General features: G+C 42.7%; 23 protein-coding genes and 2 pseudogenes. 19 read left to right on the top strand and 6 right to left on the bottom strand.

Annotation, left to right across the window (positions count from 1 at the left end; all coding sequences use genetic code 11):
• Positions 1 to 236 precede the first annotated feature (236 nt).
• From DW036_RS20185 to DW036_RS20170, 4 genes are all read right to left on the bottom strand, one after another.
• Positions 237 to 875 (bottom strand): hypothetical protein, encoded by a 639-nt coding sequence (locus tag DW036_RS20185; RefSeq protein WP_118465975.1) that lies wholly within the window; start codon positions 873 to 875, stop codon positions 237 to 239.
• A 74-nt stretch (positions 876 to 949) separates the two neighbouring features.
• The gene (locus tag DW036_RS20180; RefSeq protein WP_118465974.1) at positions 950 to 1,606 is read right to left on the bottom strand and encodes a DUF4276 family protein; all 657 of its coding nucleotides are present in this window, start codon (positions 1,604 to 1,606) and stop codon (positions 950 to 952) included.
• Positions 1,603 to 2,694, bottom strand: a complete 1,092-nt coding sequence (locus DW036_RS20175; protein WP_118465973.1) for an AAA family ATPase — start codon at positions 2,692 to 2,694, stop codon at positions 1,603 to 1,605. The genes DW036_RS20180 and DW036_RS20175 overlap by 4 nt, the downstream gene beginning before the upstream one ends.
• A gap of 91 nt (positions 2,695 to 2,785) precedes the next feature.
• Positions 2,786 to 3,238, bottom strand: coding sequence for a hypothetical protein (locus DW036_RS20170; RefSeq protein ID WP_118403274.1), 453 nt, complete (start codon positions 3,236 to 3,238; stop codon positions 2,786 to 2,788).
• A gap of 381 nt (positions 3,239 to 3,619) precedes the next feature.
• Here DW036_RS20170 and DW036_RS20165 point away from each other — a divergent pair, with 381 nt between their 5' ends.
• The 9 genes from DW036_RS20165 (at position 3,620) to DW036_RS20125 (ending at position 14,942) form a co-directional block, all read left to right on the top strand.
• Positions 3,620 to 4,555, top strand: coding sequence for a site-specific integrase (locus DW036_RS20165; protein WP_118465972.1), 936 nt, complete (start codon positions 3,620 to 3,622; stop codon positions 4,553 to 4,555).
• A 455-nt stretch (positions 4,556 to 5,010) separates the two neighbouring features.
• The gene (locus tag DW036_RS20160) at positions 5,011 to 5,385 is read left to right on the top strand and encodes a hypothetical protein (protein WP_118465971.1); all 375 of its coding nucleotides are present in this window, start codon (positions 5,011 to 5,013) and stop codon (positions 5,383 to 5,385) included.
• A 52-nt stretch (positions 5,386 to 5,437) separates the two neighbouring features.
• On the top strand, positions 5,438 to 5,980 hold the full coding sequence (locus DW036_RS20155) for a DUF3575 domain-containing protein (RefSeq protein WP_118465970.1): 543 nt from the start codon (positions 5,438 to 5,440) through the stop codon (positions 5,978 to 5,980).
• 41 nt (positions 5,981 to 6,021) lie between these two features.
• Positions 6,022 to 7,542 carry a DUF3868 domain-containing protein gene (locus DW036_RS20150; RefSeq protein ID WP_118465969.1) on the top strand — a complete coding sequence of 507 codons (1,521 nt, stop codon included), beginning with the start codon at positions 6,022 to 6,024 and terminating at the stop codon, positions 7,540 to 7,542.
• 32 nt (positions 7,543 to 7,574) lie between these two features.
• The gene (locus DW036_RS20145) at positions 7,575 to 8,696 is read left to right on the top strand and encodes a fimbrial protein (RefSeq protein ID WP_118465968.1); all 1,122 of its coding nucleotides are present in this window, start codon (positions 7,575 to 7,577) and stop codon (positions 8,694 to 8,696) included.
• 126 nt (positions 8,697 to 8,822) lie between these two features.
• Positions 8,823 to 9,629, top strand: coding sequence for a FimB/Mfa2 family fimbrial subunit (locus tag DW036_RS20140; protein ID WP_118465967.1), 807 nt, complete (start codon positions 8,823 to 8,825; stop codon positions 9,627 to 9,629).
• An 11-nt stretch (positions 9,630 to 9,640) separates the two neighbouring features.
• Positions 9,641 to 11,992 carry a DUF4906 domain-containing protein gene (locus DW036_RS20135; RefSeq protein WP_118465966.1) on the top strand — a complete coding sequence of 784 codons (2,352 nt, stop codon included), beginning with the start codon at positions 9,641 to 9,643 and terminating at the stop codon, positions 11,990 to 11,992.
• A gap of 219 nt (positions 11,993 to 12,211) precedes the next feature.
• Positions 12,212 to 12,562, top strand: a complete 351-nt coding sequence (locus DW036_RS20130) for a hypothetical protein (protein WP_118465965.1) — start codon at positions 12,212 to 12,214, stop codon at positions 12,560 to 12,562.
• Positions 12,563 to 12,680: 118 nt separating this feature from the next.
• On the top strand, positions 12,681 to 14,942 hold the full coding sequence (locus tag DW036_RS20125) for a restriction endonuclease (RefSeq protein WP_118465964.1): 2,262 nt from the start codon (positions 12,681 to 12,683) through the stop codon (positions 14,940 to 14,942).
• 299 nt (positions 14,943 to 15,241) lie between these two features.
• Here the strand turns inward: DW036_RS20125 and DW036_RS26065 are convergent.
• Positions 15,242 to 15,479 (bottom strand): annotated as a pseudogene (locus DW036_RS26065) (site-specific integrase); the annotation flags it as partial.
• A 454-nt stretch (positions 15,480 to 15,933) separates the two neighbouring features.
• On the opposite strand from DW036_RS26065, the gene DW036_RS20115 reads away from it, so the two are divergent.
• From DW036_RS20115 to DW036_RS20095, 6 genes are all read left to right on the top strand, one after another.
• Complete coding sequence (locus tag DW036_RS20115; RefSeq protein WP_118465963.1) at positions 15,934 to 16,422, top strand: HU family DNA-binding protein; 489 nt, start codon at positions 15,934 to 15,936, stop codon at positions 16,420 to 16,422.
• Between the two features lie 63 nt (positions 16,423 to 16,485).
• A complete protein-coding gene (locus tag DW036_RS25615; protein ID WP_007215796.1) occupies positions 16,486 to 16,578 on the top strand; it encodes a smalltalk protein in 93 nt (30 codons plus the stop codon).
• A gap of 272 nt (positions 16,579 to 16,850) precedes the next feature.
• A complete protein-coding gene (locus tag DW036_RS20110) occupies positions 16,851 to 18,083 on the top strand; it encodes a Cof-type HAD-IIB family hydrolase (RefSeq protein WP_007215797.1) in 1,233 nt (410 codons plus the stop codon).
• The gene (locus DW036_RS20105) at positions 18,080 to 20,131 is read left to right on the top strand and encodes a DUF3352 domain-containing protein (protein ID WP_118465962.1); all 2,052 of its coding nucleotides are present in this window, start codon (positions 18,080 to 18,082) and stop codon (positions 20,129 to 20,131) included. Before DW036_RS20110 ends, DW036_RS20105 begins: the two co-directional genes overlap by 4 nt.
• A 14-nt stretch (positions 20,132 to 20,145) precedes the next feature.
• Positions 20,146 to 21,219 (top strand): alcohol dehydrogenase, encoded by a 1,074-nt coding sequence (locus DW036_RS20100; protein ID WP_118465961.1) that lies wholly within the window; start codon positions 20,146 to 20,148, stop codon positions 21,217 to 21,219.
• Positions 21,220 to 21,330: 111 nt separating this feature from the next.
• On the top strand, positions 21,331 to 22,134 hold the full coding sequence (locus DW036_RS20095) for an RNA methyltransferase (protein ID WP_118465960.1): 804 nt from the start codon (positions 21,331 to 21,333) through the stop codon (positions 22,132 to 22,134).
• A gap of 276 nt (positions 22,135 to 22,410) precedes the next feature.
• On the opposite strand, the gene DW036_RS20090 is transcribed toward DW036_RS20095, so the two are convergent.
• Positions 22,411 to 23,220, bottom strand: a complete 810-nt coding sequence (locus DW036_RS20090; protein ID WP_118465959.1) for a hypothetical protein — start codon at positions 23,218 to 23,220, stop codon at positions 22,411 to 22,413.
• Between the two features lie 472 nt (positions 23,221 to 23,692).
• Between DW036_RS20090 and DW036_RS20085 the strand changes: the two genes are divergently transcribed.
• From DW036_RS20085 to DW036_RS26215, 4 genes and pseudogenes are all read left to right on the top strand, one after another.
• A complete protein-coding gene (locus DW036_RS20085) occupies positions 23,693 to 23,923 on the top strand; it encodes a helix-turn-helix domain-containing protein (RefSeq protein WP_117723683.1) in 231 nt (76 codons plus the stop codon).
• Between the two features lie 3 nt (positions 23,924 to 23,926).
• The gene (locus DW036_RS20080; RefSeq protein ID WP_117723479.1) at positions 23,927 to 24,250 is read left to right on the top strand and encodes a HipA N-terminal domain-containing protein; all 324 of its coding nucleotides are present in this window, start codon (positions 23,927 to 23,929) and stop codon (positions 24,248 to 24,250) included.
• Complete coding sequence (locus DW036_RS20075) at positions 24,247 to 25,254, top strand: type II toxin-antitoxin system HipA family toxin (RefSeq protein WP_118465958.1); 1,008 nt, start codon at positions 24,247 to 24,249, stop codon at positions 25,252 to 25,254. The genes DW036_RS20080 and DW036_RS20075 overlap by 4 nt, the downstream gene beginning before the upstream one ends.
• Positions 25,255 to 25,375: 121 nt before the next feature.
• Positions 25,376 to 25,492: pseudogene (locus tag DW036_RS26215) on the top strand (type II toxin-antitoxin system HipA family toxin); the annotation flags it as partial.
• Positions 25,493 to 25,512: the final 20 nt, after the last annotated feature.

The following is a 25,512-nucleotide window of genomic DNA, read 5'->3' as shown; positions in this document are numbered from 1 at the left end:
TGTCGATAAGTATGGAATGTCGCCCAATCATATATGACATCTCCTTTTTTCAAGTCATAATCAAGAAAATTATTTTTAGGAATCAATATTGTTCCTTGTTTTTCAATTAAAACGTAGTATACAAAAATGCTTTATTTTGCACTGCTGATAGTGCAGTCTTTCTTCACTTTTGCACTGTAAATAGTGCAAATTTGTTGTAGATGCTTGCTAACAAAAATAAGTAAAACGGGCATATTTTATGTCAACTTCTGTGTTTTTACATCGAAATAAAGCTCTTTTCCTTTTTTCAAGTACTTGGCTATATAATCTTCTTTCAAAATAGGGTATTTAATTTTGTTTAATGGAAAAAGATAGATGTCTTGAGGTTGTTCTCCGGTACCTCCCACACCCAATGCAAAAAACACGGTGATATTTCGTTCCTCTTGAAATCTTCGATAGTGATTCAGTTGCCGTTCGGTAGCAATGCGGGTGTACCCATTGAAGAAGTTCATTCTCCATTTACATTCGATGGCAAATTTAACGTCCAATTTGTCAAGGTTGACTTTTACAGTAATATCAGGGTTGCAATTTGCTTCACAGAACCTTCCATCTATAAATTTGTCTCCAGTCCACTCTTGCAAAGTATAATATTGAGGATTAAGCATCTTTACAATACATTTTTCAAAATCAATGCCATTTTTTCGTTTCCAATTAATTACTTCTGTTTCAGATTGTACACATTCTAATTCGGCTTCAATAGATTGAAATAAATCTTCTGCTTCTTTGTCTGTCAATTGAAAATAGGAACGGAACAGTTCTTTTTCGTTTTCCGTTAGAATACCGTCAGCCATTGCCATTTGCTTCAGTATTTCCAGATCGTGATTGTGCTGTATCATATCCTTTACTCGTTATAGGTGTATTTAGGAATCTACAATCAAAACTTCATCGTAATAATAGTAGAACTTTTCTCTTATGACTCTTTACACAGTTCTATGAGTTTTTCTATCCATGCCCTAAATCGGGTACATTTTTCTATTATTTTAGAAAAACCAATTTCTAATGCAATCAGGTTACCTTCCAATACTTTGTCATAATCTTCTTTGATAGCTAATATCCGTTTGGAAGGTGCACCTTCCGGGGTTGTATTAATATCTTCCGGATTATCATAAGAATTGATGATTTGTTGGGCTTTCTCTTTTTGTATTTCATCAAAGAATGAATTAAATCCTTCATTTGAAGCAAAGAGTAAAGCTTCGAATTCATGTAATTGTATGTAGGGAATGAAACGTACATCTTTAATATCATCTTTTATGCATCGCTCCATTTCTTCAACCTGTCCTATATGGCTGCTTTTTACACTCCATTTTTCTTTGTGTGGAACTTCCGGACAACGGAAGAAATCAACAAACATGGATACTATGAAATCTTTTTTTTCTGATTTCAATAACCGTTCTGCATCTTTTTTCAGATGTTGATAGTTTACAAAGCCACCCCGTCCTGTTTTGCTTGTACGTATCAGGATGGGAGTTACCTCGAAAATTTCATGCTTTTGTAAATAGGGAGCAATCAGTGTTTTGACAAACTCTTGCTCAGTTTGTCCTTCAACGATGATATAAAGTCTTTTCATGGTTGACCTCCTATCACATTTTTTTCCCATATATCACCGATGCTGTACTCGTCAATCCATGCTGCTAAGTCTTCTGCATTAAGTCTGTGGAATACAGTTTGTTTATTTTCCCTATCTACTACAATGATGTCTTGCGGTTCAAAGCAGTTGACAAAATTTACTGACTGAGTTGCCAAGATGATTTGTTTTTTTAGAGAAGCTTTCCGCACTAAGGCTGCTAGTTTGTTGATGGCTGTGGGGTGCAATCCTAATTCAGGTTCATCTATGATGACCGTTTCTGGTAATTCCGGTTGTAAAAGCAAGGTCGCTAAGGCTATAAAGCGGAGTGTTCCGTCGGAGAAACTGTTGGCATCTAAATACATGTCAGATTCAACTTCTTCCCATTCCAAAGTTATAGTGTCCGGAGATAAAGGGTTGGGTCTCAGCTTAAAACTTTTGAAGTAGGGGGCGATGGAGCGTATTACTCCCTCTATCAGCCTGAATGTCTGTGGTTCGTTCTCTTGTAATCGGTATAAATAGGCTGCTAAATTGGAAGCATCGTGCCTTAATCTTTCGTTGTCTCCAATTTTACATGCTTGTCTCATTGGAGAGTTTATGCTGGTATCATGGAAGTGATAGACAGTGAAACTTTTTAGGAATGCACGTAAATATCCACCATGCCATTTGGGGCTATGAAGGATTTCTGATTCTTCCACAGATTTGTCCCACCATGTTTTATTCCATTGACCTTCATAGTCTTTGGTCTTTTCTCCTTTTGTATTGAAGTAGTCGCCTGAATATTCAATAAAGGCTTTTTCTCCAACAGTCGGTTTTATCTCAAAAAAGAAAGCATTGGTATTCTTGAAATCAATGAGACTTCGAATGAAATCTGATTGTTTTCTTCCTTGGTATAGCATACGCTCTATTCCTCCTCTACTGAGAATATAGCTACCCAAACGTTGGTTTAACATAGCTTGAACCAGTTCAAAGAAAGAGATGAAATTACTTTTTCCTACACCATTGGAACCTATCAACACGTTCAGGCTGTTCAGCCTAATCTTTGCGTTGCGGATGGATTTATAGTTTTCTATGAAGATTTGTTCTATCATACTCAATGTTTTTATTTCACAAAGTTAGAAAAAGAAATTGTATAAGTGGTATGAGTAATGATGTTTTCTGTTGCATAAAGAAAATACAATTCTATTTTCTTTCCACCTTCTTCACCCACAAAAAATAACTCTTCAGCAGCGTCTCTTCCGGTATAAGCTCCGTCATTCCGTGCTCTTCCAGATACAACTCCGTAGCCCTTGTAAACATCATCCCGTTCTTAAACTTGTTCCTGCGCAGGAAGCGGTAATAATCCATTCTCATTTCATAGTTGATTTCCTGTTCCAGGATTTTCACGGCTTCTTCTCCTAAATAATTGTAGGTTCGTGGATCTTTCCCTACACTGGGGCAGGGTAGGGAAAAGGTGATATTTCCCTGATCCCGCCATGACACACCTTTGGGGCGGGGAGTGGTGAGCTGTAGCAGGCAACTGTAAAGATTCTGATTTTTTGTGAAACGGATGGCACCCTCTATGGTACAATGCGCGTATGCGCTTTGCAGGTAAGCCGCGAGATAGGGCTTTACCTGAATGGTAACTGTAATCATTTTGTATATTGTTTTGAAGTGAAAAATATTTCCATACGTTTGTGTACCTGTGGCGGGGAGCGTTCCTCGGAGCAGTGGAAGAAGGCAGATGTGTTACTCCGGCAAACGATGGAAAATCAAATGATTACGGTATGTCGATGTTGCTCTACGACCAATAGGTCGTTTCTCTACGAGGAAGGGTGCTTTGCCCGTAGAGGAACGCATGGCTCTTCTACGGGACTAAATCACCCGCCTCTGACCTTTGGTGCAAATATCTGTCAAATTAACATCTCTGGCAAAACTTAAAGGCGGTGGTTAAAGATAGTATTGTAATGAAACATTTGTCTTTAATGCCTGTTTGTGACGTAGTATATGCGCGTGCAATAACGTGCGAAAAAATGAATGAATATGAAGACAGCCTATTTAAACAATTTTATGAGTTCGGTGGTCACTGAACTTGAAAGAAACGGGCAGTACAGTACCGCCCATGTATGTGGTAGCGTGTTGCGGTCCGTGATGGTCTTTGATGGCGACGGTTTGCTTCTGTCCGGCATTACGCCCCTGTGGTTGAAGGCGTATGAGCATTACCTCCTCCATAAGGGCGAAAAAGGCTTGGAGTGGAATACCATCTCTACCTATATGCGTATGCTTCGGGCGGTTTATAACCGGGCAGTAGTGCGTAAACTGGTGCCTTTCGTTCCCCATTTGTTCAGGGAAGTGTTCACAGGGCGCAAGGCAGACCATCGGCGGGTATTGGAACGGGATGATATGCGGCAATTACTGGCAGAAAAGGATTTGGATATTATCTCTCCCGGTATGGAGTGGGCACGCGCATGTTTGGAACTTATGTTTCGCTTTCATGGGATGCCTTTTGTTGATCTTGCCCATCTTCGGAAGTCTGATTTGAAGGATGGCTATCTGACCTTGTGCCGCAGAAAGACGGGGATGCCGCTTTCTGCGCGTGTGGATAGTCGAGCTATGCAGTTGTTGGAGCGCTACCGGAACCGGGATGACACTTCGCCTTATCTGCTTTGTTTTTTGAATGGAAGTCTGGAAGGAATGGCTGCTTACAGGGATTACTTGCGGATATTACGCTTACTTAACAGTAAACTGCGTGCGCTTGCTCTGTGGAGGAAAGTAAAGGGTAAAGTGACATCGTACACGGCCCGACACACGTGGGCCACTGCGGGCAAGTACTGTCACATTCCCATTGAAATCATTTCCGAAGGGCTGGGACACGCTTCTGTAACTACTACCGAGGGGTACATGAAGGGGTTTGGAAATAGTCGGATGGATCGGGCAAATAAGGTTATAATGAATTACATATTTGAGAGGTAGTCTAATATGCTATTTGAAGACTAAATTCCTGATTTATAATTTTATGTGAAGAAATTACCTTGTAGGTAATGTAGATGTAATTATGGCGCAAAAGTAGATAATATATTTCTAAATCCCAAGAGAAAGATATTTTATTTGCTTGTTTACATGCATTTGTCAACCGGTGATTTATATTAGAAAACAAATACTACAGATTTTACAAGTTTTTCTTCCTGTGTATAGGTCTGGCGAATGATTATTTTCTCCTGCACCGTGCAAATTTGTATATTACTTCCCTTACCCGTTTCCGAAAGCTGAAGACGGGAAAAGGATTATTGTACACCGTGAATCGTATGTACATATAAATTCTTGTATATATCGGGCTTGTATGAGTCTTTTGTCTTGCTGTATATGTGGGTATCCGTTACCTACAAGGTAATGCCAGTGTATATAATGGATAAAACAGAACAATTATCATGATAACACCCAAAGCACAAGCTGCCATCGCAGTACTTAACGACATCTATGCGGGAGGAGACATAATCCGTGCGGATGCTTGCCAGCTTACAGAGCAAGATATGGATGTCCTGCTTTCGAAGCTTCTAAGTGCCGGACTCATAAAACTGTCTGACAAAGGAGATTCCCGTAATATGCATGTGTACAGCCCTGCACGTGACTCTTCTGATGTTTCTCTTCTCGATATCCTTGAAGCTACTGGCGAGCATCTGGATTGTAATCACCCCACTACTGAAGAATTTTACATGCGATATGGGAAAGCTGCGCAGAAACTCGGTATAGTGAACTATGTTACGAGGGAATATCTGAAAGAGATAAAGCTGTTCGAGTTGTAAACGTAATCCGTGAAACCTTTTGAAAAGAAATACTTTCATATTGTCCCTGATTATGTTGCTGTTCTGTTTTGCAGACTTGCATTCTCAGATTCTTGCAGTGAAGAGTGATCTGCTGACGGGAATACTTTCTTCGCCCAATTTCGGGGTGGAAGTGAAGCTTTCCAATCGGCTCACATTAGAAGCTGGTTTTCATTACAATCCTTTTCCGGCAGGCGGAGACAAGCGTTGGAAACATTGGTTTGTGCAGCCTGAACTGCGCTACTGGATGTGCCAGCCCTTTGGCGGCCACTTCTTCGGTGCGCATTTGTTGTACGGAGTATATAATGTGGGAGGTATGAAACTCCCTCTGGGGCTCTTTAAGGGAATACGTTCTTCAAGATATGAAGGGGACTTCATGGGGCTGGGAGTATCATACGGCTACCACTTTATTCTCGCCCCCCGGTGGAGTATCGAGACAAGCGTCGGCGTAGGATTTCTGCATACCGGATACGAACGCTACCGTTGTTTGCATTGCGGTGAACAGACCGGTGGCGAACATAAAAATTTCATTGCGCCAACCCGGGTTGCGGTATCGCTGGTATATCTGATAAATTGAGAGTTGTTTATAATTTAGTAATTTGTAATTAAACATAGAGCATGAAAAACTTAATCCGTATTCCTTTGACATTGACACTCCTGTTCGCTACGTGCTGTCTCTGTCTCGGGCAGGAGTTTTACCGGGGAGAACTATTTGTTACCGGACAACATTTTTCGCTGACGAATGGGCACCTAAATGTGGAATTGTCCGTTGACTTCGAAGGTCTGAGAATGCCTTCGGATGAGTCGCTGACCGTGACCCCCGTACTTAAAAACGGTGAATACGAGCAGGAGCTTCCTGCCGTACTCATCAACGGGGCGGAGAAACAAAAAGTATATCAGAGGACACAGGCTTTGGCGGCTGGTAAACGCAATAATGCTAAGGTACGCACTTCGCCAATTCCGGCAGTGGTGATACGCAACGATCATGCGGCCTCCCGGGCGTTTACCTATAAAGTGTCGGTGCCCTACGAGCAGTGGATGGAGCGGGCTATACTCCTGTTACGTTCACAGGAATGTGCCTGCCATGGTAAGAAAGGGGATGTTTATGAAGATAAGATAGCGGATGGAATCCGCCTGCCGAAGATGAGGGTAGCCCGGTTGGATGCGGATATCGATGCCGAGTTTCTTTCATTGGTGAATTTTATTCAGCCTGCACCGGACAAGGATACGTTGCATTGCATAACAGGGTCTGTCCCGTACTTTGAACTGGAGGGAGAACAGAAGAACGGGAAGCAACTTGGTGAGCTCTCTGAGGAAAAGCAGAACTTTGAGATTTACTACCGTCTTCGCGACGCCCTGAGGGACTTGCGGCAGGAGCGGGGTACGGAATTGACGAAAGTCAGTGTAACCGGCTATGGGGTCCCTGCGGGTAATCTGAAGAAAAACGAAGCCAACGCCCTGATACGCGCCTTGAAACTGAAGGAATATCTGCGCGAGAATCGCCTGGCAGGGAGGGCTCTGTTGGAAGTGCACTGGATTCCTGAAGACTGGGACTCTATCACTTCCTTGGTGAGGAGAAGTGATATGTTGTTGCGGGAAGCCGTCCTCGATCTTATTAATAATGTAGAGATAGCCAAAGGGCGTGAACGTATGCTGATGTCGCTTGCGGACGGTAAGCCTTACAAATATCTTGCGGAAAAGATTTTCCCGGAAGTGATGCGTGTGGAGTACAAAATAGAATACACCCGCAGGCCTTTGGATGCTGCTGAAAGCCTTCAGTTACTGCGTAGCGGAAAGCAGAGCGCCCTTCATCTGAATGAATTCTTTGCCGTGGCAGGTAGCTATCCGGTGGGTTCCACTGAATATAATGATATATTGGACCTTGCTGCAAGGCTTTTTCCGGAGAGTCCGGAAGCCAACATCAATGCAGCGGCAGTGGCTTTGAGCAAAAAGGAACTGTCTAAGGCACGTGGGTATCTGGAACCTTTTGCCACCCTTCCGATAGCCTATAATAACATGGGGATTCTCTGTCTGCTTGAAGGTAACCGGGATAAGGCGGAGGTGTACCTCACGATGGCGGCGGCCGCCGGAGTGGAACAGGCGATTAAGGCGTTGGAACAATTGAAAATTAAATATTAAGCAATGAATAATAACCATAAACGGTATAATATATGAAAACGAGTAATTATTTGTGGGCCGTGCTGGCAACAGTAACCCTTTCGCTGTCTGCATGCGGCAGTGATGAAAACGAGAATGGAATGCAGCCGAAAGAAAAGACTGCAAAACTTGAACTTACATTAGTGGGAGCACCAGCGGACAGCCGTGCTACGGGGACTCTACCCACCACCGATGAATCTCAGATCAACCGCCTGACGGTAGCTGTATTCACCGGAGCGACGGGTAACCCTGTCAATGCCTTACGGGAATTCACAGGCAAGGATATCAAAGACGCAGAGACTGGCAGTGGAAAGACGATTTCGATACTTTGCGAACCCGGCGACGAGCAAATGATCTATGTGGTAGCCAATGCTTCCCCGGCACTTTTTGCGGGAGTAACCAACCTTGCCGGGTTCAAAGCTAAGCTGATGCTTCTTTCGGAGACGACCAAGGCTGCGGGAGTAGGTGAGGTAACGGATGCACAAAAGGCCAATAACCTTCCGATGTTGGGAATAGTAAACAAACAGAATCTCACGGCGGGCGCAGAAGCCACGGCTACCGCAGAGCTAACCCGCCTTGTAGCGAGGGTATCAATAAGCAGCATCAAGACCGCTTTCGACAAGGCGGGGCAATTTAAAGATGCTACGTTCAACGTGACCGATATCTATCTGAAGAATACAAATAGTTCTGTCAACGCTGAAAAGACTGGCAGTGTTCCTATCAGTGGGAGTGACAAGGCCAATAAATACCTGTATGAAGCGGTGTCCTCCCATACAGCCAATACGGAACTCACTACTCCGTACTACTTCTATGCATTTCCGAATGCTTCGGCTACGCCGACCAAACTTATAATTAAAGGAACGTTTGATGCGGATGGAACCGGTTTAACCACTGCTCCTGTGACCCGGTATTATCCCATCACTATTAATAAGAAACAGGCGAACACCACTATTACAGGAGGAGAGGGTACAGACAAAGGTAGCATAGCAGCTAACAACCGGTACGTGCTTACTGCCGTTATCAAGGGAGAGGGGGTAGATAATGATGATACAGAAATAGACCCTGCTACTTTGCAACTTACGGTTACTGTTGCTGATTGGGCGCTTACCATCAATCAGAATGTGACTTTTGAGTGATATTTCTATGAGACAGATATGACATTATAAACCAATCCGTACCAGCTTATGCGAGTTCTCGGAATATTTCCCATCTTTCCGCTTCTTCTTATTCTTCTCTGTTGCGTTTCGTGCGTGCGTGAGGATATGGAAGGTTGTGTCCGGTATGAACTGCATGTCCGTGCGGTGGATGCGGACGGGAACGACCTTACCGGAAATGGAGTTTTGCAGAAATCGGATATCTATCTTTTTAATGAGCAAGGTTTCGTCAGAATGATTCCCTCTGAGGGCTTCTCGGACTTTTCATTTGGAGAGGACAAGGACGAACGGTTCACGCTCGTAGCTTGGGGTAATCTGAAAGAAGATACTCTGATTACTACAGAGATAGCACCGGGAACATCCCTGAAAGATGCGAAACTCCAGCTTCGGCAATATACCCACGGTACGCACATTCCGCTAACAGACCTGTTCTATTGTCGCAGAGAAATAGGGGAGATAAACACGCGGGGTGTGGAAGGAACGGATATTACGCTCGTAATGGAACGTATGGTGGCGGGCCTCAGTATACGCACACGTTATCTTGCCGAACGTTATCCTTATAACGGTGAAGCATATCGTTTCATCGTACACTGCATCGGTACGGAAATGGATTTTATGGGTGAGGCTTCGGGGGCCGGGGCCGGATACGAACCGGCTTCCGTTACCGATGCCAAGGGGGATGTCTATGCACCGCTTTTTCATATATTCCCTACCGGGGAGGGAAAACCGTTGGAAATAGACGTCTATCGGAAAGATGAGAAATTATTCACTATCACTAAAGATAATGAACTACGTCCTTTGTATGCCCCTGTGGGGCAACAGACCAACATTGATATAGACTTTCGCTATGCGGAGGTTAAGGCTTTTGTGAGTGTGGTTCCCTGGGGAACGGTCGGTCAGGATGTAGAAATGTAAGTAAAAAGTGTATGATTAGGTTATTTGAATACAAGGTATATCCGAAAACGGAAGAACCCATACCGTTTTGTTGGAAGGTACTTTTCGTACTGTTCATGCTAGGCACACTGTTAGCAATGGCGGCTGTGTGCAGTTCTTGCCAATCGGAAGAAGAGGGTATGGAGGATGTGGACATGGAGGAAGGTATGCCCGCTACCATTCGGGTGGAAGTACAGGGTGAAGAACAGGTGAATTTCGTTACCCGGACAGTCAATGAGAGTGTGATCAGTGACCTGCACATTTTGATTTATAACAGTGTGGGTGAGCTGATCGGACAGAAATACCAGACGGGTGGTTCTACGGTTACCATTAATACGCGCAGTGCTACCGGATGTACCATATATGCCGTTGCCAATACGGGTAAAGCTGACTTGTTCAAGGGATATGTCATACATGAGGAATCTTATCTGAAAAGTATGGTATATAGTCTGACTAATTGGGATGACTTGAATAAAGGCACCAATCTGCCAATGACGGGAAGCATGAAAAGTGTGAATATCAAGGCGGGGACAAACACATTGTCGGGAATACTGGTATTAACCCGTATGGTCGCAAAAGTTGAGTTAAAGATTAAAGTGAAAGAAAGTAGTGGGATTAACATTACTAATTTGAAAATTTATAATCTTCCTAAGAACTCTTATTATGTATTCGGTACAGCGGATGCGACAAGTACTACTTGGCTGAATTGCGGCGGTATAGGTCCAAATAGTGCAACCACTGCCAGCACAATATTCTATATGTTTGAAAACCGAAGAGGAACCAAAACTATTTCTGCTCAAAAGGATAAAACGACTGCAAATGCGCCTGCACATGCTACATATGTAGAAATTAACGGCACAATAGGCACTGTTACTGCAAAGTGGACAGTGTATCTTGGAGAAAATAATACGAGTGATTTCAATATCAAGCGGAATGGCAATTATACGTATAACATTACTCTGAATGATGTTGCGGCAACAGATACAAGGGTTGTTGTAGATTTTACGGGAACAGAAGATTTGAGTAGTGTAGGTACGGCAAATTGTTATCTTGCCAAGAAGGTAAATACGTGGTATAAGTTTAAAGCTACAGTGAGAGGAAATGGGGCTGCCACTGCTGCATTGATTTCTCCGACCGGAAGTGCTTTGGCTGCTAATGCTGCTATCAGTCCTGCAAGTGCAGAACTCGTTTGGGAAACCAATGGTCATGGGCAAATAATACAAGGTATGATTCTGAAAGATGGATATGTTTATTTCAAAACTGGCCCGGCAGCTGAAGGGAATGCAGTGGTTGCGGTAAAAGACGGAAGTGGTAATATACTGTGGAGTTGGCATATTTGGAAAACCCATTTTAATTTGGCAGAGATACCTACGCAAACATATCAAACGAATCCAAGAGGTGGAATGAATGGCACCATTTACGCAGATGTTTTGCCGGCAAAACGTACACTGGTTATGATGAATTGTAATTTAGGTGCAGCTAGTAATATTGCTACCAATAATGCTGAGGTTGTGAAGACGTTTGGATTGTATTATCAATTTGGGCGTAAAGACCCTTTCCCAGCAGCAAAGAACAGAGAAAGAAGAATTGATAATAATTCTGAAATAGTAGATGTTTTTGATCGAAATGGAAACAAACTTAATGCAGCTACATTGAGGGGGGAGAACTATCAAATCATAAATAGTCTGATTTCATCATCTGTACAGTCAATTATTAGCTATTCAATAAAGCGACCGTTGGTTTTTATTGTATGTGGTGAGGATAATTCTTACAATTGGATTTATAGAGCCACAAGTCAGTCAGAAGCATGGAAAGCTTCCAATCGGTTGTGGGGTGGAGAACTTAATAATGAAGCAACCAGTAAACGTCTTGATACAAAGTTTACAGGTAAAACAATCTATGATCCTTGTCCTTTGGGGTGGTGTATGCCTCCTCAAGATACATGGATTAATTTTACCACCAGTCTTTTGAATGGAGATAAAAATAGTAACTACAATATAAATATTGCAAGTTTATATAATACTCCAATTGAAGATAAGAAAAATTATGTAGATGGTAATAATTCTGGATTTGTAAGTTCCACCGGAGTTTTTGGCCGTCGTTATTATATTAATGGCAATACAGGTGATCAAGCTTTTTATCCTGCGTCTGGTTATAGAAACGGTATTAATGGACAGATCTGTGATGTTGGTGCCAGTTCATGTGCATGGTCATCATCCCCCGTCAGTGCTGATTTGCCACAAGGGGCTTGCTTGAATACAAATATTGCATGGGTGTATCCTGTTAGTAGCCATAGTCGGGCAAATGGATTTCCTGTGCGCTGTGTTAAAGAAACATCTTTGTAAGCAAATGTGCTGCTTGAGTGGCTGATAGTAAAGATATGAATAGAAATATGGTTTCTGCTTCAAAAATAACACCTATACGTTTGATGTGATAAATAAAAAATAAAGATGCATTATTTATTAAGTGTTGTACTTCGATTGAAATAATTGTTTTGTTTATATTCTACAAATGCTTTTTAATTAGTAACTTTACCGAAAATATCAATCTGAAATTTTACAATTATGGAAGCAATGAATTATGAATATCTGATTAGGGCAGTCTTTAAATGTGGACGTACAAGAAGATTTGGAGCTGATGCTGATATTTTTCGTGGTTTTGAAAGAGTATCTGTACCATTTCCTGGTCAGAAGTCAGTTGACCAGTATAAACTTGGTTTCAAAATAGGAGAAGTGGCTGCATATTTACATACAGCATTATATGAAGTCCAAGAACAATATAAAGATGATAAAATGTTTATCTCAAAAATAGATAAATGCCTTGAATATCTATATGAGCCTTCATTAGAAGATATAGATAAATGTATTGAAGAAGCGTGGATTGCGTTCAAAGAAATTGGGTTATACGCAGGATAAAAAGAAAAATAACGGGAATAGCTGGCACGGTTATTCCCGTAACTATTTAATCAGTTATTATAAATCAGACAAGTCATTTGGGGTACTGTCGTAAATAATCACCCTAAGAATTAATATTATGCCTAATTATAATCTCAATGTTTTACAACCAGCTGAGTTTGAAGATTTGGCTCGAGACCTTATCCAGAAACAGTTTGGGGTTTTTGTTGAATCTTTTACAACTGGTAGAGATAGTGGTATAGACTTAAGATTTGCAACAATAAATGGAGGTAAGTCGATTGTCCAAGCAAAAAGATATAAGGATTATAGTTCATTACTATCCAATCTTAAAGGGGAGGCGGATAAAGTTCGAAGAATTAATCCAGATAACTATTATGTTGTTACGTCGGTAGGATTGACACCTAGGAATAAGGATGACATAAAAGAGTTATTCGCTCCTTACATCAAAGACACTACTCAAATTCTTGGGTCGAATGATATAAATAACTTGTTGGGTACTTTTGATGATGTGGAGAAAAAGCATTATAAACTATGGCTTACTAGTACTAATATACTCCAAAGTATAATCAATAAGGAAGTTATAAATTGGTCGGATTTTGAACTGCAACACATAAAGCAACAAATAGCGACATATGTCCCTAATAAGAGTCTTGAACAGGCCCGAAATATTTTATCTCAATATAACTATGTGATAATATCTGGGATACCGGGTATCGGCAAGACAACTCTTGCAAATATTCTTTTATATGATTATCTAGCACATGGTTATGAGGAATTTGTAAATATTCCAGGTGATATGGATAATGCATCAAAGCTTTACGATCCCCATAAGAAGCAAGTATTTTTCTTCGATGATTTTTTGGGAGCCAATGTTTTTGAAGACAATGGCTCTGGATTCGCACAAAAATTAATATCTTTTATTCGAGTAGTAAAGAAAGATAATTCCAAGAAATTTATATTGACAACGCGTGAATACATTCTACGCGATGCAAACATTCATTATGAAAAAATCCGCAATGAGAATATAGAATTGGCAAAGTGTGTTCTCGATATTGGTTCTTATACAAAAACTGTTAGAGCAAAAATCTTGTATAACCATATTGCAAATGCAGATTTGCCAAAAGAGTATATCTCCGAATTTTTAAAAGACAAAGGATATAGATGGATTATCGGGCATCGTAATTTTAATCCACGTGTTATTGAGACCTATATTGACAAACAGCTCTGGATACAAGTGCCTGTGTCGGAATTTATGAATCGTTTCAAAGAGTTTTTCTCGAATCCACATATGGTTTGGGAAATGGCATTTGAAAATTTGAAGCCAGAGAGCCAATATGCACTTATGGTTCTTGCTTCAATGGGTGGTGAGGTTTCAATAGAAAGCTGGAATAAAGCATATTCCCATTTTGGTAAATTGACATCAGACCAGCTTCAGTTGAAGTACGATGACATTACATGGAATAAAACTGTGAAGATTCTACATGATTGTTTCATTAGAACTGGCAAATACCAAGGTCTTATTGTTGTCACATTCCATAATCCTTCTGTCAGAGATTTTATTGCTAATTATATTGAAAAGAGCGCTTATACTCAACGACTACTTTTGGAAGGTGCATTCTATCCAGAACAGTTAACCTCTCTATATGATGAATTTTTAAGTCAAAATATGCCTGAAATTTTTAGGTCCAATAATATTAGCCTTTCAGATTCAAATCTGGAAATATTAAGAGCTAAACTTATAGAATTCTTAAGCAATAATCCAGAATCATGCAAATTGAGTCGAACAGGCATAAGTTTTATAAAAAACTCCTATAGTAAGACAGCGTTTTTGAAAAGCTTTGCAGATAGATTTCCGAGTTATTTTAAGAAAATTCAAAATCAATTATTGTCAATTCTTTTAACGCAAATTACTGAAGGTAATAATACAGATTTTTTTCAAAGAATTCAACTAATAAAGCGAATGAATTGGTCTAACAGAGAAACAGAGTTAAGAGATGTGCTGAATTTGTTAACTAATGAGGATAAGGATATTGATGATTATCCTGAATTGTTGAAATTGCTGCATGAAACAGGAAATATAGATTTAATAGATAAGACTCCATTTCTTGAAAAAATGGAGGAGGAAATGATAGTTGACATGGATACAATGATAAATGGTTTCGCTGACTATGAAGAACGCGAGGAGTTATATCTTGAAATTGAGAAAAGACTTCCAGATGGTGTTGCATTAAGCCGAGCATTCTCTCACCTACAAGAAATTCGGGATTCATTGGAGGATATTCCAGATGAAAATGATGAAGATTCTTATCGAGAGTCATCTTACGATAATGAACAAGAGGATTTTATAATAGATCGACTTATGGATTCATTATTACAATAGGCAAAATTGATCTTGCTTCATTGATCATTGCATTATATATAGTGGAAGATTTTTAGGTATAAATGTGAATATTGTTCTCAATAAAAGGTGTGTTAAACAATAATGTTATCTTTGCATTCTGAATTAGCGTTCTTTTAATTTAATGTAAAACGAAGTCGAATAAAGAATTTTGCTTGTTTTCAAATTGTTATCATCTAGGAATAAATATTTATAAGTTGTTTGTTTTCGGTAAGGAAGATAAATAAAATGTCTTGCGCTGTAAATGTGAATCGCTTGACAATTTCGGCCTCTTTCGCCTAAAGTTTTATTGACTGATTGACCTGTGTGATACATGGCAAGTCAAAAAATGATTCTCCGGTGTTTTATTGCCACGCTCCGGTATTCATTTCAACGCTTCAGGAGAAAGGGCAGATAAATAGGTCCTTAGGTCTTCTGCATGGATACTGTTAAACGGTATTTTCCTCTATCAACAAATACATCTCTCCATCTCAAACCGATAATATCGCTTATCCAAATCCCGCAGAAGCAGAAAAAAAGGATTTTGTTCAAGTTGTTTACTTAGGTAAAACGGGTTGATCTTGATAATATCCACATGGACAGCAGCCTTCAAAGCCCCATTTGTTAGAAATTGCTATATCTAAATATATATTTATCAGATTGGCATATTAAAGTATGACCAGTTATTATGTATAATCGTTTGTAAAATGAAGCCTATAGTTGCGTTTCTTAATTTGTACACTTGATTTAATCTCTCGAATTTTCCGGATATACTTCCCTGTTTTCTTCCTTTTTTATGGATATGAGTTAGTTAAAGTCAGTAGATTATAACTGGCAAATGCCTTTTAGTGCAACAATAGGGTAGATATTATGGATTTAAGATACCATAGTAAGTGTTCATTTGAGTTTTATAGAAGTTGCCGCATCTTTGCAACGTTAACGTTAGCGAAGAGATTTTGAACATGATTTATTTAATTTAAAAAGAAAAAGAACTATGAGTATTTTGTATAAGAAGGTTTGGAGATTACTAAATCCCCTCGATAAGCAATCGGCAAAGAAGGTATATCCGGTAATCACTTATAAGTATGGTGTGGCGATGGATCTGAAGCAGATTGCGAAAAAGATCAGCCGACTTTCTGGTGTGAGTGAAGGTGTGGTGAGCTCTGTGCTGAAGGATTTCCGCACGGAGTTGAAAGAAGAGTTGCTTTTGGGGCGGTCGGTGAATATTGACGGACTGGGATTTTTTTATCTTGCCGCCCGTAGCAAGGGGGCGGATACGGCAGAGGCGTTTACGGCGAATGATATCACTGGCTTGCGCGTTTGTTTCCGTGCCAACAAGGAAATTCGTATTACGGCTAACGGAAGCACCCGTTCCGAAGGACTTAGCCTCAAAGATGTGGATCGCATCAATGACGAACTTCCTACAGAAGGTGGCGGTTCGTCGTCACCTGACGGAGGAATAGTGGAAAACCCACTTGGATAAAGTCTAAAGCTGAGGAGCTTAGAAATTAAAAAATGAAGAATTAAAAATTAAACGATTGTATTTATGAAGAAGTCTGTTTTGAAAAAAATACTGAAAGTAGTGATGGCTATTGTTTCGGCTGCGCTGGGAGCACTGGGAAACAATGCAATGAAGTGATGACGAGGAGATATAAGATCCGAGTTAAATAATAGATAGGGGAGTGTCGGAATTCAGGCACTTCCCTATATTTTTAATGAACCATTCCGTAAAGTAAAGATCGTAAAAAGAAGCTATCTTGCGGAGTTGGTACCGTACTTGTTGCACTGATGAGCAAAAGAACTATGTGTAAATAACGAATGAAAATGCGTAAGAAAAAACTCGTTACTTAATTGCGTTTTCGCCTGAATAACTTTACCTTTGTTTTCATAAACCTAAAAAACCGGTAAGTCATGAAATACAAACTATTAGTTCTTGATGTAGACGGAACTCTGCTCGATAGTGAGAAGAAAATCAGCAAGCGCACACTGGCCGCCTTGTTGAAAGTGCAACAGATGGGCGTACGTATCGTATTAGCTTCCGGCAGGCCCACCTATGGCCTTATGCCCATTGCCAAGGCTCTGGAACTGGGCAATTACGGAGGCTTCATCCTCTCCTACAATGGCGGGCAAATTATCAATGCGCAAAGTGGCGAACTACTCTTTGAGCGTAGGATAAACCCCGAAATGCTGCCCTATCTTGAAAAGAAATCCCGTAAGAACGGGTTCGCCATTTTTACGTATCACGAAGATACCATCATCACCGACTCGCCCGAAAACGAGCACATACGCCACGAAGCCGAGCTGAATGGCCTGAAGATAATTGCCGAAACCGAATTCTCGATAGCGGTGGACTTTGCCCCTTGCAAGTGCATGTTGGTAAGCGATGACGAAGAAGCCCTCGTGGGACTGGAAGACCACTGGCGCCGGAGGTTGAACGGAGCGCTGGATGTATTTCGTTCGGAACCCTATTTTCTGGAAGTGGTGCCCTGCTCCATTGATAAATCCAATACGCTGGGCGCCTTGCTTGAGAAGTTGGGCATCAACTCCGAAGAAGTCATCGCCATTGGCGACGGAGTTTGCGATGTCTCCATGATACAATCCGCCGGACTGGGCATCGCCATGGGAAACGCCCAAGACTCGGTGAAGGTCTGTGCCGACCGCATCACCGCCTCCAACGATGAAGACGGCGTGGCCGAAGCCGTGGAGAAGGCGATACTTGCCGAAATTCGCCCCGCCGACGTGCCCCTGGAGCAACTCAACCAGCGTGCCCGCCACGCATTGATGGGAAATCTGGGCATACAATACACTTACGCCTCCGAAGACAGGGTAGAGGCCACCATGCCCGTGGACGAACGTACCCGCCAACCTTTCGGCATCCTGCACGGAGGTGCCAGCCTGGCATTGGCCGAAACCGTGGCCGGACTGGGTTCCATGATACTTTGCAAGCCGGACGAAATAGTGGTCGGCATGCAAGTCAGCGGAAACCATATCTCCTCCGCCCACGAGGGAGACACCGTAAGGGCGGTGGCAACCATCGTGCATAAAGGCCGCTCCTCGCATGTGTGGAATGTGGATGTGTTTACTTCTACGGCCAAGCTGGTGTCTTCGGTGCGTGTAGTCAATAGCATATTGAAAAAGGGATGATCGAAAATGAATTGGATAACGGACCACAAGAGCCACCCGTTGAATCCGCTAAGAAGAACAATACCCGGACCCTTGTAAAAAGAACACTTGCGATTGCCGGTTTAGCCTTGGTTGTATATTTTTTGTACTCCATCGTTCACCTGTTTGTTTCGCCCGACCGCAACATTCAGCAAATCTACCTGGTGCCCGAAGACGCGGCATTTATCATCCAGTCCTCGGCGCCCATCGACGATTGGGCAAAGTTCAGCGGAAGCGCAACCTGGCAATGCCTGAAGCGGGCGAAAGCCTTCGAGGACGTCACCCGAAATGTGGAAACGCTCGACACCGTGGTCCGAAGCAATAAAATGTTGTTATCGCTGGTGGGCAAACGGGATATGCTCATCTCAATCCATAAAGTCCGTGCCCGCGATTGGGATTTCCTGATTGTGCTGGACATGCAAAAGGCCTCCAAGATGGACTTGTTGAAGGATCAGCTTGAAACGGTGCTCACCATGGCGGGCAGTTCCGTAACCAACCGGATGCACAACGGGATTAACATCCTCGAAATGCGCGATCCGGATACGCGCGATATTTTTTATTGCGCCTTCGTGGACAACCATTTTGTAGGTTCCTATACCTCCAAACTTGTAGAATCGGCCATCGACTCACGCAACAAGCCCCAAATCGGTCTCGATCATTCTTTTATCGAAGCCGAAAAACTGGTGTCCGGCAAAGGACTTGTCCGCGTTTTTATCAATTATGCACGCCTGCCCCAATTCCTGAATATTTATCTGGGAACCGGAAACGAGTACATCGATATGTTCAGCAATTCCATGGATTTTGCCGGACTCTATTTCAATACCGACCACAAACGGATGGAGGTGAAAGGATATACCTTGCGGAAAGACACCGCCGATCCGTACATCATGGCCTTGCTGAACTCGGGTAAGCACCGGATGAAAGCCCACGAAATCCTGTCCGGCCGGACGGCACTCTATACCAACATCGGTTTCAGCAATCCGGTGACTTTTGTAAAGGAACTGGAGAATGCACTTGTGGTCCACGACCCGCAATGGTGCGAATCTTATAGAACTTCCCGGAAGAAGATTGAAAGCCTGTTCGACATCTCTCTGGAAGAAAACTTCCTGAGCTGGATGTCGGGAGAATTTGCCATCACCCAATCCGAGCCGGGGCTGCTGGGGCACGATCCGGAACTGATTCTGGTCATCGGCGCCAAAAGCATCAAGGACGCCCGTAAGAATATGGAGTTTATAGAAAAGAAGATCAGGCGGCGCACCCCGCTCCGGATAAAGACGGTTGATTATAAGGGATTTGAAATCAACTATGTGGAAATGAAAGGCTTCTTCCGTTTGTTCTTCGGAGGGCTGTTCGACAAGTTCGAAAAACCCTATTACACGTACGTGGACGATTATGTGGTGTTTAGCAACAAAGCCTCGTCTCTGCTCTCATTTATAGAAGATTACGATCAGAAGAACCTGTTGAAGGATAATCCGGGCTTTAAAAATGCCTTCTCGTACCTGAATTCGAGCTCTACCGTTTTCTTATATACGGATGTACATAAGTTTTATTACCAGTTGAAGCCTATGATGAATGCCGTTACGTGGGGAGAGATACAATCGGACAAGGACATTGTCTACTCATTCCCCTATTGGACCATGCAGATTACGGGAGACGGCCAGTCCGCCTCGTTGCAATGCGTGATGGACTATAAACCCTATCAACCGGAAGAAGCGGCCGTAGCGGTGGTAGTGGACGATGAAGCCGACGAAGTAATGAACGAAGATGCCGAAACGGAGAAGGAGCAAATGAGTGAGTTGCAACGCTTCTATGTTGAGAAATTTGAGGGCAACGTCTTGCGGGAGTTTTATCCCGAAGGAGCGTTGAAGAGTGAAGCGGAAGTGAAAGAAGGAAAACGCCACGGACGCTATCGCGAATATTATGAGAACGGAAAACTGAAACTCCGCGGGAAATACGGAAATAACATACCCAAGGGCACATGGAAGTACTATACGGAGGAGGGAGAGTTTGAACGGAAAGAGAAGTATTAAAAAAGAGAAAAACAATGCTTGCATATACCTATATTGAACACGGAAAATTTGAACTTATAGAAAAACCGAAACCCAGGTTGAAAGACCCCCGCGACGCCATTGTCCGCGTGACGCTCGGTAGCATCTGCACCAGCGATTTGCACATCAAGCACGGTAGCGTGCCGCGTGCCTTGCCCGGAACCACGGTGGGACACGAAATGGTAGGCATCGTGGAGCAAGTGGGCGCGGACGTTACTTCCGTCAGGCCCGGCGACAGGGTTACGGTGAACGTAGAAACCTTTTGTGGCGAATGCTTTTTTTGCCAACACGGATATGTGAACAATTGCACCGATACCAATGGCGGTTGGGCGCTGGGCTGCCGCATCGACGGAGGTCAGGCCGAGTACGTCCGCGTGCCTTATGCTGACCAGGGACTGAACCGCATTCCGGATGCGGTGAGCGACGAACAAGCGCTCTTTGTGGGCGACGTGCTTGCCACGGGCTTTTGGACGGCCCGCATATCGGAGATTACCGAAAAGGACACGGTGCTCATCATCGGCGCCGGCCCTACCGGAATCTGCACCCTGCTTTGCGTGATGCTCAAGCACCCCCGTCGCATCATTGTTTGCGAGGCGGCGCCCGAGAGAATCCGTTTTGTGCAGGAGCACTATCCGGACGTACAGGTGGTGAAGCCGGAGGATTGCCGGGAGATTGTGTTGCGGAGTAGCGATCATGGCGGAGCCGACGTCGTGCTCGAAGTGGCAGGAACCGATGGCACCTTCCGTCTGGCGTGGGAGTGTGCACGCCCCAATGCCATCGTCACCGTAGTGGCCCTCTACGACCGCCCCCAGGTGCTTCCCCTGCCCGATATGTACGGAAAAAACCTGACCTTCAAGACCGGTGGCGTGGACGGGTGCGATTGCGCCGAGATACTTCGCCTGATTGAAGAAGGCAAGATAGACACCACGCCGCTTATCACACACCGCTTCCCGTTGAATGAGATTGAGGAGGCTTACCGGATTTTTGAAAATAAACTGGACGGGGTGATGAAAGTTGCGGTATCTGGTACGCGGACGACGCGGATAAGGCGGACGAACGCGGATTTTTAATTTATCAATATTGTAGCGCAGCTTTTTTTAAAGTCCGCGTTCGTCCGCCTGATCCGTGTCGTCCGCGTACCCATTTAATTCATTACTCTCTAACAAAAAGAATAAAGCCTTATGCCCATTATCGAAATCACATCCTTGTCGCACCCCGGAATCGAGGTGTTCTCCACCCTCACCGAGGCCCAGTTGCGCAACCGCATCGAGCCCGATAAAGGCCTGTTCATAGCCGAAAGCCCGAAGGTGATCCGTGTAGCATTGGATGCCGGATATGAACCTCTGGCCCTCTTGTGCGAGCAAAAACACATCACCGGTGATGCCGCCGACATCATCAGTCGTTGCGGCGACGTGCCCGTCTATACGGGCGGACGGGAGTTACTCGCCACGCTGACGGGCTATGTCCTGACGCGCGGAGTGTTGTGCGCCATGCGTCGCCCCGCGCCCCGCACGGTGGAAGACACCTGCCGGGATGCCCGGCGCATCGTCGTCATCGACGGTGTTGTGGACACTACGAACATTGGTGCCATTTTTCGTTCGGCGGCCGCCCTCGGGATGGATGCCGTGTTGCTGACGCGTAACTCTTGCGATCCGTTGAACCGCCGTGCGGTCAGGGTGTCCATGGGTTCGGTCTTTTTGCTCCCCTGGACGTGGCTGGACGGCACTCTCAGTAATCTGGCACGCCACGGCTTCCGCACCGCCGCCATGGCACTCACGGACGATTCTATCTCCATTGCCGATCCTGTCTTGACGTCCGAACCCCGGCTGGCCATCGTGATGGGAACGGAGGGAGAGGGGCTTCCACCCGATACGATTGCGGCGGCGGACTATGTAGTCCGTATCCCGATGGCGCATGGGGTCGATTCGCTCAATGTGGCGGCGGCGGCGGCCGTGGCGTTCTGGCAACTTAGGATTACGGATTAAAACTATTGCTGTTTTAATTTCGATAAGTATCATTAGGTAGCTAATAATTAGCAATCTGAAGATTTTTCGTATGACACTTTCTTTTTTGCTATTTTCGGTAGCTTGAGAGTGACTTAAAGAACGAGTAGTCTGTCACGGAAGTGCGAGAAAGGAATGAGTGTGAGGTGATAAAGTGATAAAACTTCTTTCAACCCATTATATAATAAACAAAAATATATTCTTTTGCATATTATATGATGGGTTGCTACACTACAATTAATATTTTTCTTTTCGTCTTTATTTAGCTCTTCGTGTATATTCATCCTTGATGGCGGTGAAATTTTCTTTTACCTGATTGTACTCGGCTTCCTGCTTCTCTTCCAATTCAAGATCTAATGCATATATTTCGCTCGTTATTTTATTGTCTAATTTTGTCTTTTCAGCTTGGGTCAATATATTGTTGAATCGGGAAAATAATTTCACTTTCAGATCCAATAGTCTTTTTTCGAACCGTTCAAGGTCATATTTCAGGTTGTAATCAAGATAGGTATTGGAAATATGTTTCTTTTCACCTTCTTCATTATACTCTATTACTTTCACCTTTTTCTTCACCGCATTGAAAAGGGACGAAACGGACTCATCAAAATCCTGAAGGATAAAATCTATCCATTTATTATATATATTAATTTTGAAGCGCGAAACATTGACATTCTCGGGCAAAGGATAGAATAATAATATGAAATTCATCTGCGTTTGAGGTAAAAGTTGCTGTCTCTCACCTATGTAGTTTACGGGTAGATTTTCGTAGCACATAAACTCGCCCTCATGGATAAAACCCTCTCCATCCACCAATAAAACTTCATTAGAGGCGAATGTCCAATTCTCATGTCCTCCGATGTTTTTTATGTTTAGGACCAATTTATCAGCAGTAAATTGGGATTTAGTTTTGCCATTTCCCATTGTTAACTGGGCTGGACAATCTTGATAGTATTTTTTATCTTTAATATAACGACAGTTCTTGTTACATTTTATCTCGACGTTTCTCTCGAATGAGAGGATGGTATAGATAAAGCCTTCATTTTCTTTTGGAATATTAATCTCGCTCATAAATAATGTATTTTAGTGTTTTAATTTGTAGACTATTGGTGATTAGCTGGCATGTCTATTTGCCGATGCAGCATATTCGCACTATTAATTGTCAGCGTTTTGCTCTTTTAAACGGTACAGGCCTCATTTTTACAATTACATTGAAAGTACCGGGAAATTCAATGTGCTGGTTTTCAGACTTTTCGATATACGTGTTGTACCGCATTTTTTCAGCCCATTTGCGGAAGCCTCAAATCAACTTTAGAGGGTTGATTTGATGGGTGTTTCCGCATTGGAGTTACAAATGGTTTGCTGAGGCAAATATACGCATTATTTTTATATTATCAGGTATATCACATTATAATGTGATTATAGTCCAACTTGTCCACTAATAGTATCCTGGCATCTTTAAAATCATAATAAAATGTGATTTAAGCGTTGTTTTTAGAAAAATACACTATCTTTGCAGTATAAATCACAATATAGTGTGAATATGGATAATCAGATAAACTCATTACGGGTCACTATTGGGGAACAGATACGTCTCCGTAGAAAAGAACTTATGATTACGCAGCCTGACTTGGCAGATATTGCAGGTATCAGTATTAATACGCTATACAAAATAGAGCGTGGACAAGCAAACCCAACCATTGAGGTGCTGGGTAAGATTTTAGATGTGCTGGGACTGGAAATTACTGTGGGTGTCAAACAACTAAAACGATAAGCGATGCGAAGTGCAAAAGTCTATATGAAGGGTATTGAAGCCGGAACTCTAACCGAGAACGACAATGGGAGTTATTCGTTTGAGTATGAATCGGAGTATTTTGCCAACACCTTGATGCCGGAGGTGAGCTTGACATTGCCCAAAACGGAGATGAAGTTTACGAGCGATTATCTGTTCCCGTTCTTCTTTAGTTTACTATCTGAAGGAGCAAACAAAGAGGCTCAATGCCGATTGTTGAAAATTGATGAGAAAGACTATTTCGGACTTCTTCTTGCCACCACATCACACGACACAATAGGAGCAGTAACACTAAAACCGATTGAATGATGAAACTGACACATTGCCCATCAACTCTTGTGGAAGGGTATGAAACCTATTCTCCTGTTGCCCTGAGAAATCTTTTTGCAGGCAAAAAGGTATCGCATATCCTTCCTTATGATTCTCCGGAAAAGAACGAAGAGGATAATGAGAAGTTTATAGAGAATATAGAACATATCTCAATTTCAGGAGTACAAGATAAGGAGGTTTGCCTTGTTGAAAAAGGCAAAATACGCCTATCGCAAAAGGGAGAGCAAAGTACACATATCTTGAAGCCGATTCCGCTCAGCCGTTTGCGAAGAGTGAAGGAGATTCCTGCGAACGAGAATTTGACGATGCAAATTGCTTCACAGGTTTATGGAATTGAGACGGCTGCCAATGGTTTGTGCTTTTTCCAAACAGGTGAGTCAGCTTATATCACCAAGCGTTTTGATGTTGGAGTAGGGGGCGTAAAGCTACGCAAAGAAGACTTTTCTTCGTTGGCTAGTTTGATGCCCGCAAATGGTGGAAGTAACTATAAGTATGAATACAGCTACGAAGAACTGGCCGAGCTAATACAGCGATATATCCCTGCTTGGCGTATTGAAATTGAAAAGTATTTTAAAGTTGTACTTTTCAACTTTCTATTCTCAAACGGCGATGCTCATTTGAAGAATTTCTCTGTGCTCGAAACTTCAAGAGGTGATTTTCGATTGGCTCCCGCTTATGACTTGTTGAATACACACCTGCATGTTGATGATAGTGATTTCGCTTTGAGTCGCGGTTTGTTTCGCGAGGGAGATAAATCGGAATTCTTGAAATTTAACGGTAAGGCGAATGGGCGATCTTTCAACGAGTTTGGAAAGCGTATCGGAATCAATGAAAAACGGGTGGTTGAGATAATAACTCAATTCACTACGCAATACCCACTAATCGAACAACTTATAGAGGCCTCATTTCTATTACCCAGCACCAAGGAAACCTATTTGGCAGATTATCGTCAACGTAGAAATAGGCTCAAAGATATGAAGTGAGAATTTAGAAATTACATTCTTTTTACTAACCAAGTAGTTTTCTGCATCGTATTCTATCTGCACAGATCACTTTTCCCGAATAATATCTTCGACTCTAAACTCAAAAAACATACCTGTTTAGTGGCTCTCAAATCGGGATTTTTCTATTTCTCCGTTTGACTTGCCAAAACCTCGTCCTTTTGAAGGAGATTTCGGCGTTTTTGATGATTGTCTGCCTGATGGGTGGGGATTGCTGATTTACATTATGTCTTCTCTGTT

It is taken from the genome of Bacteroides sp. AF39-11AC (assembly GCF_003474285.1).
In the GTDB taxonomy this organism is placed as follows: Bacteria; Bacteroidota; Bacteroidia; order Bacteroidales; family Bacteroidaceae; genus Bacteroides.
Note: the sequence above shows the minus strand (reverse complement) of the source record. Positions and strands in the feature narration are given on the sequence as shown.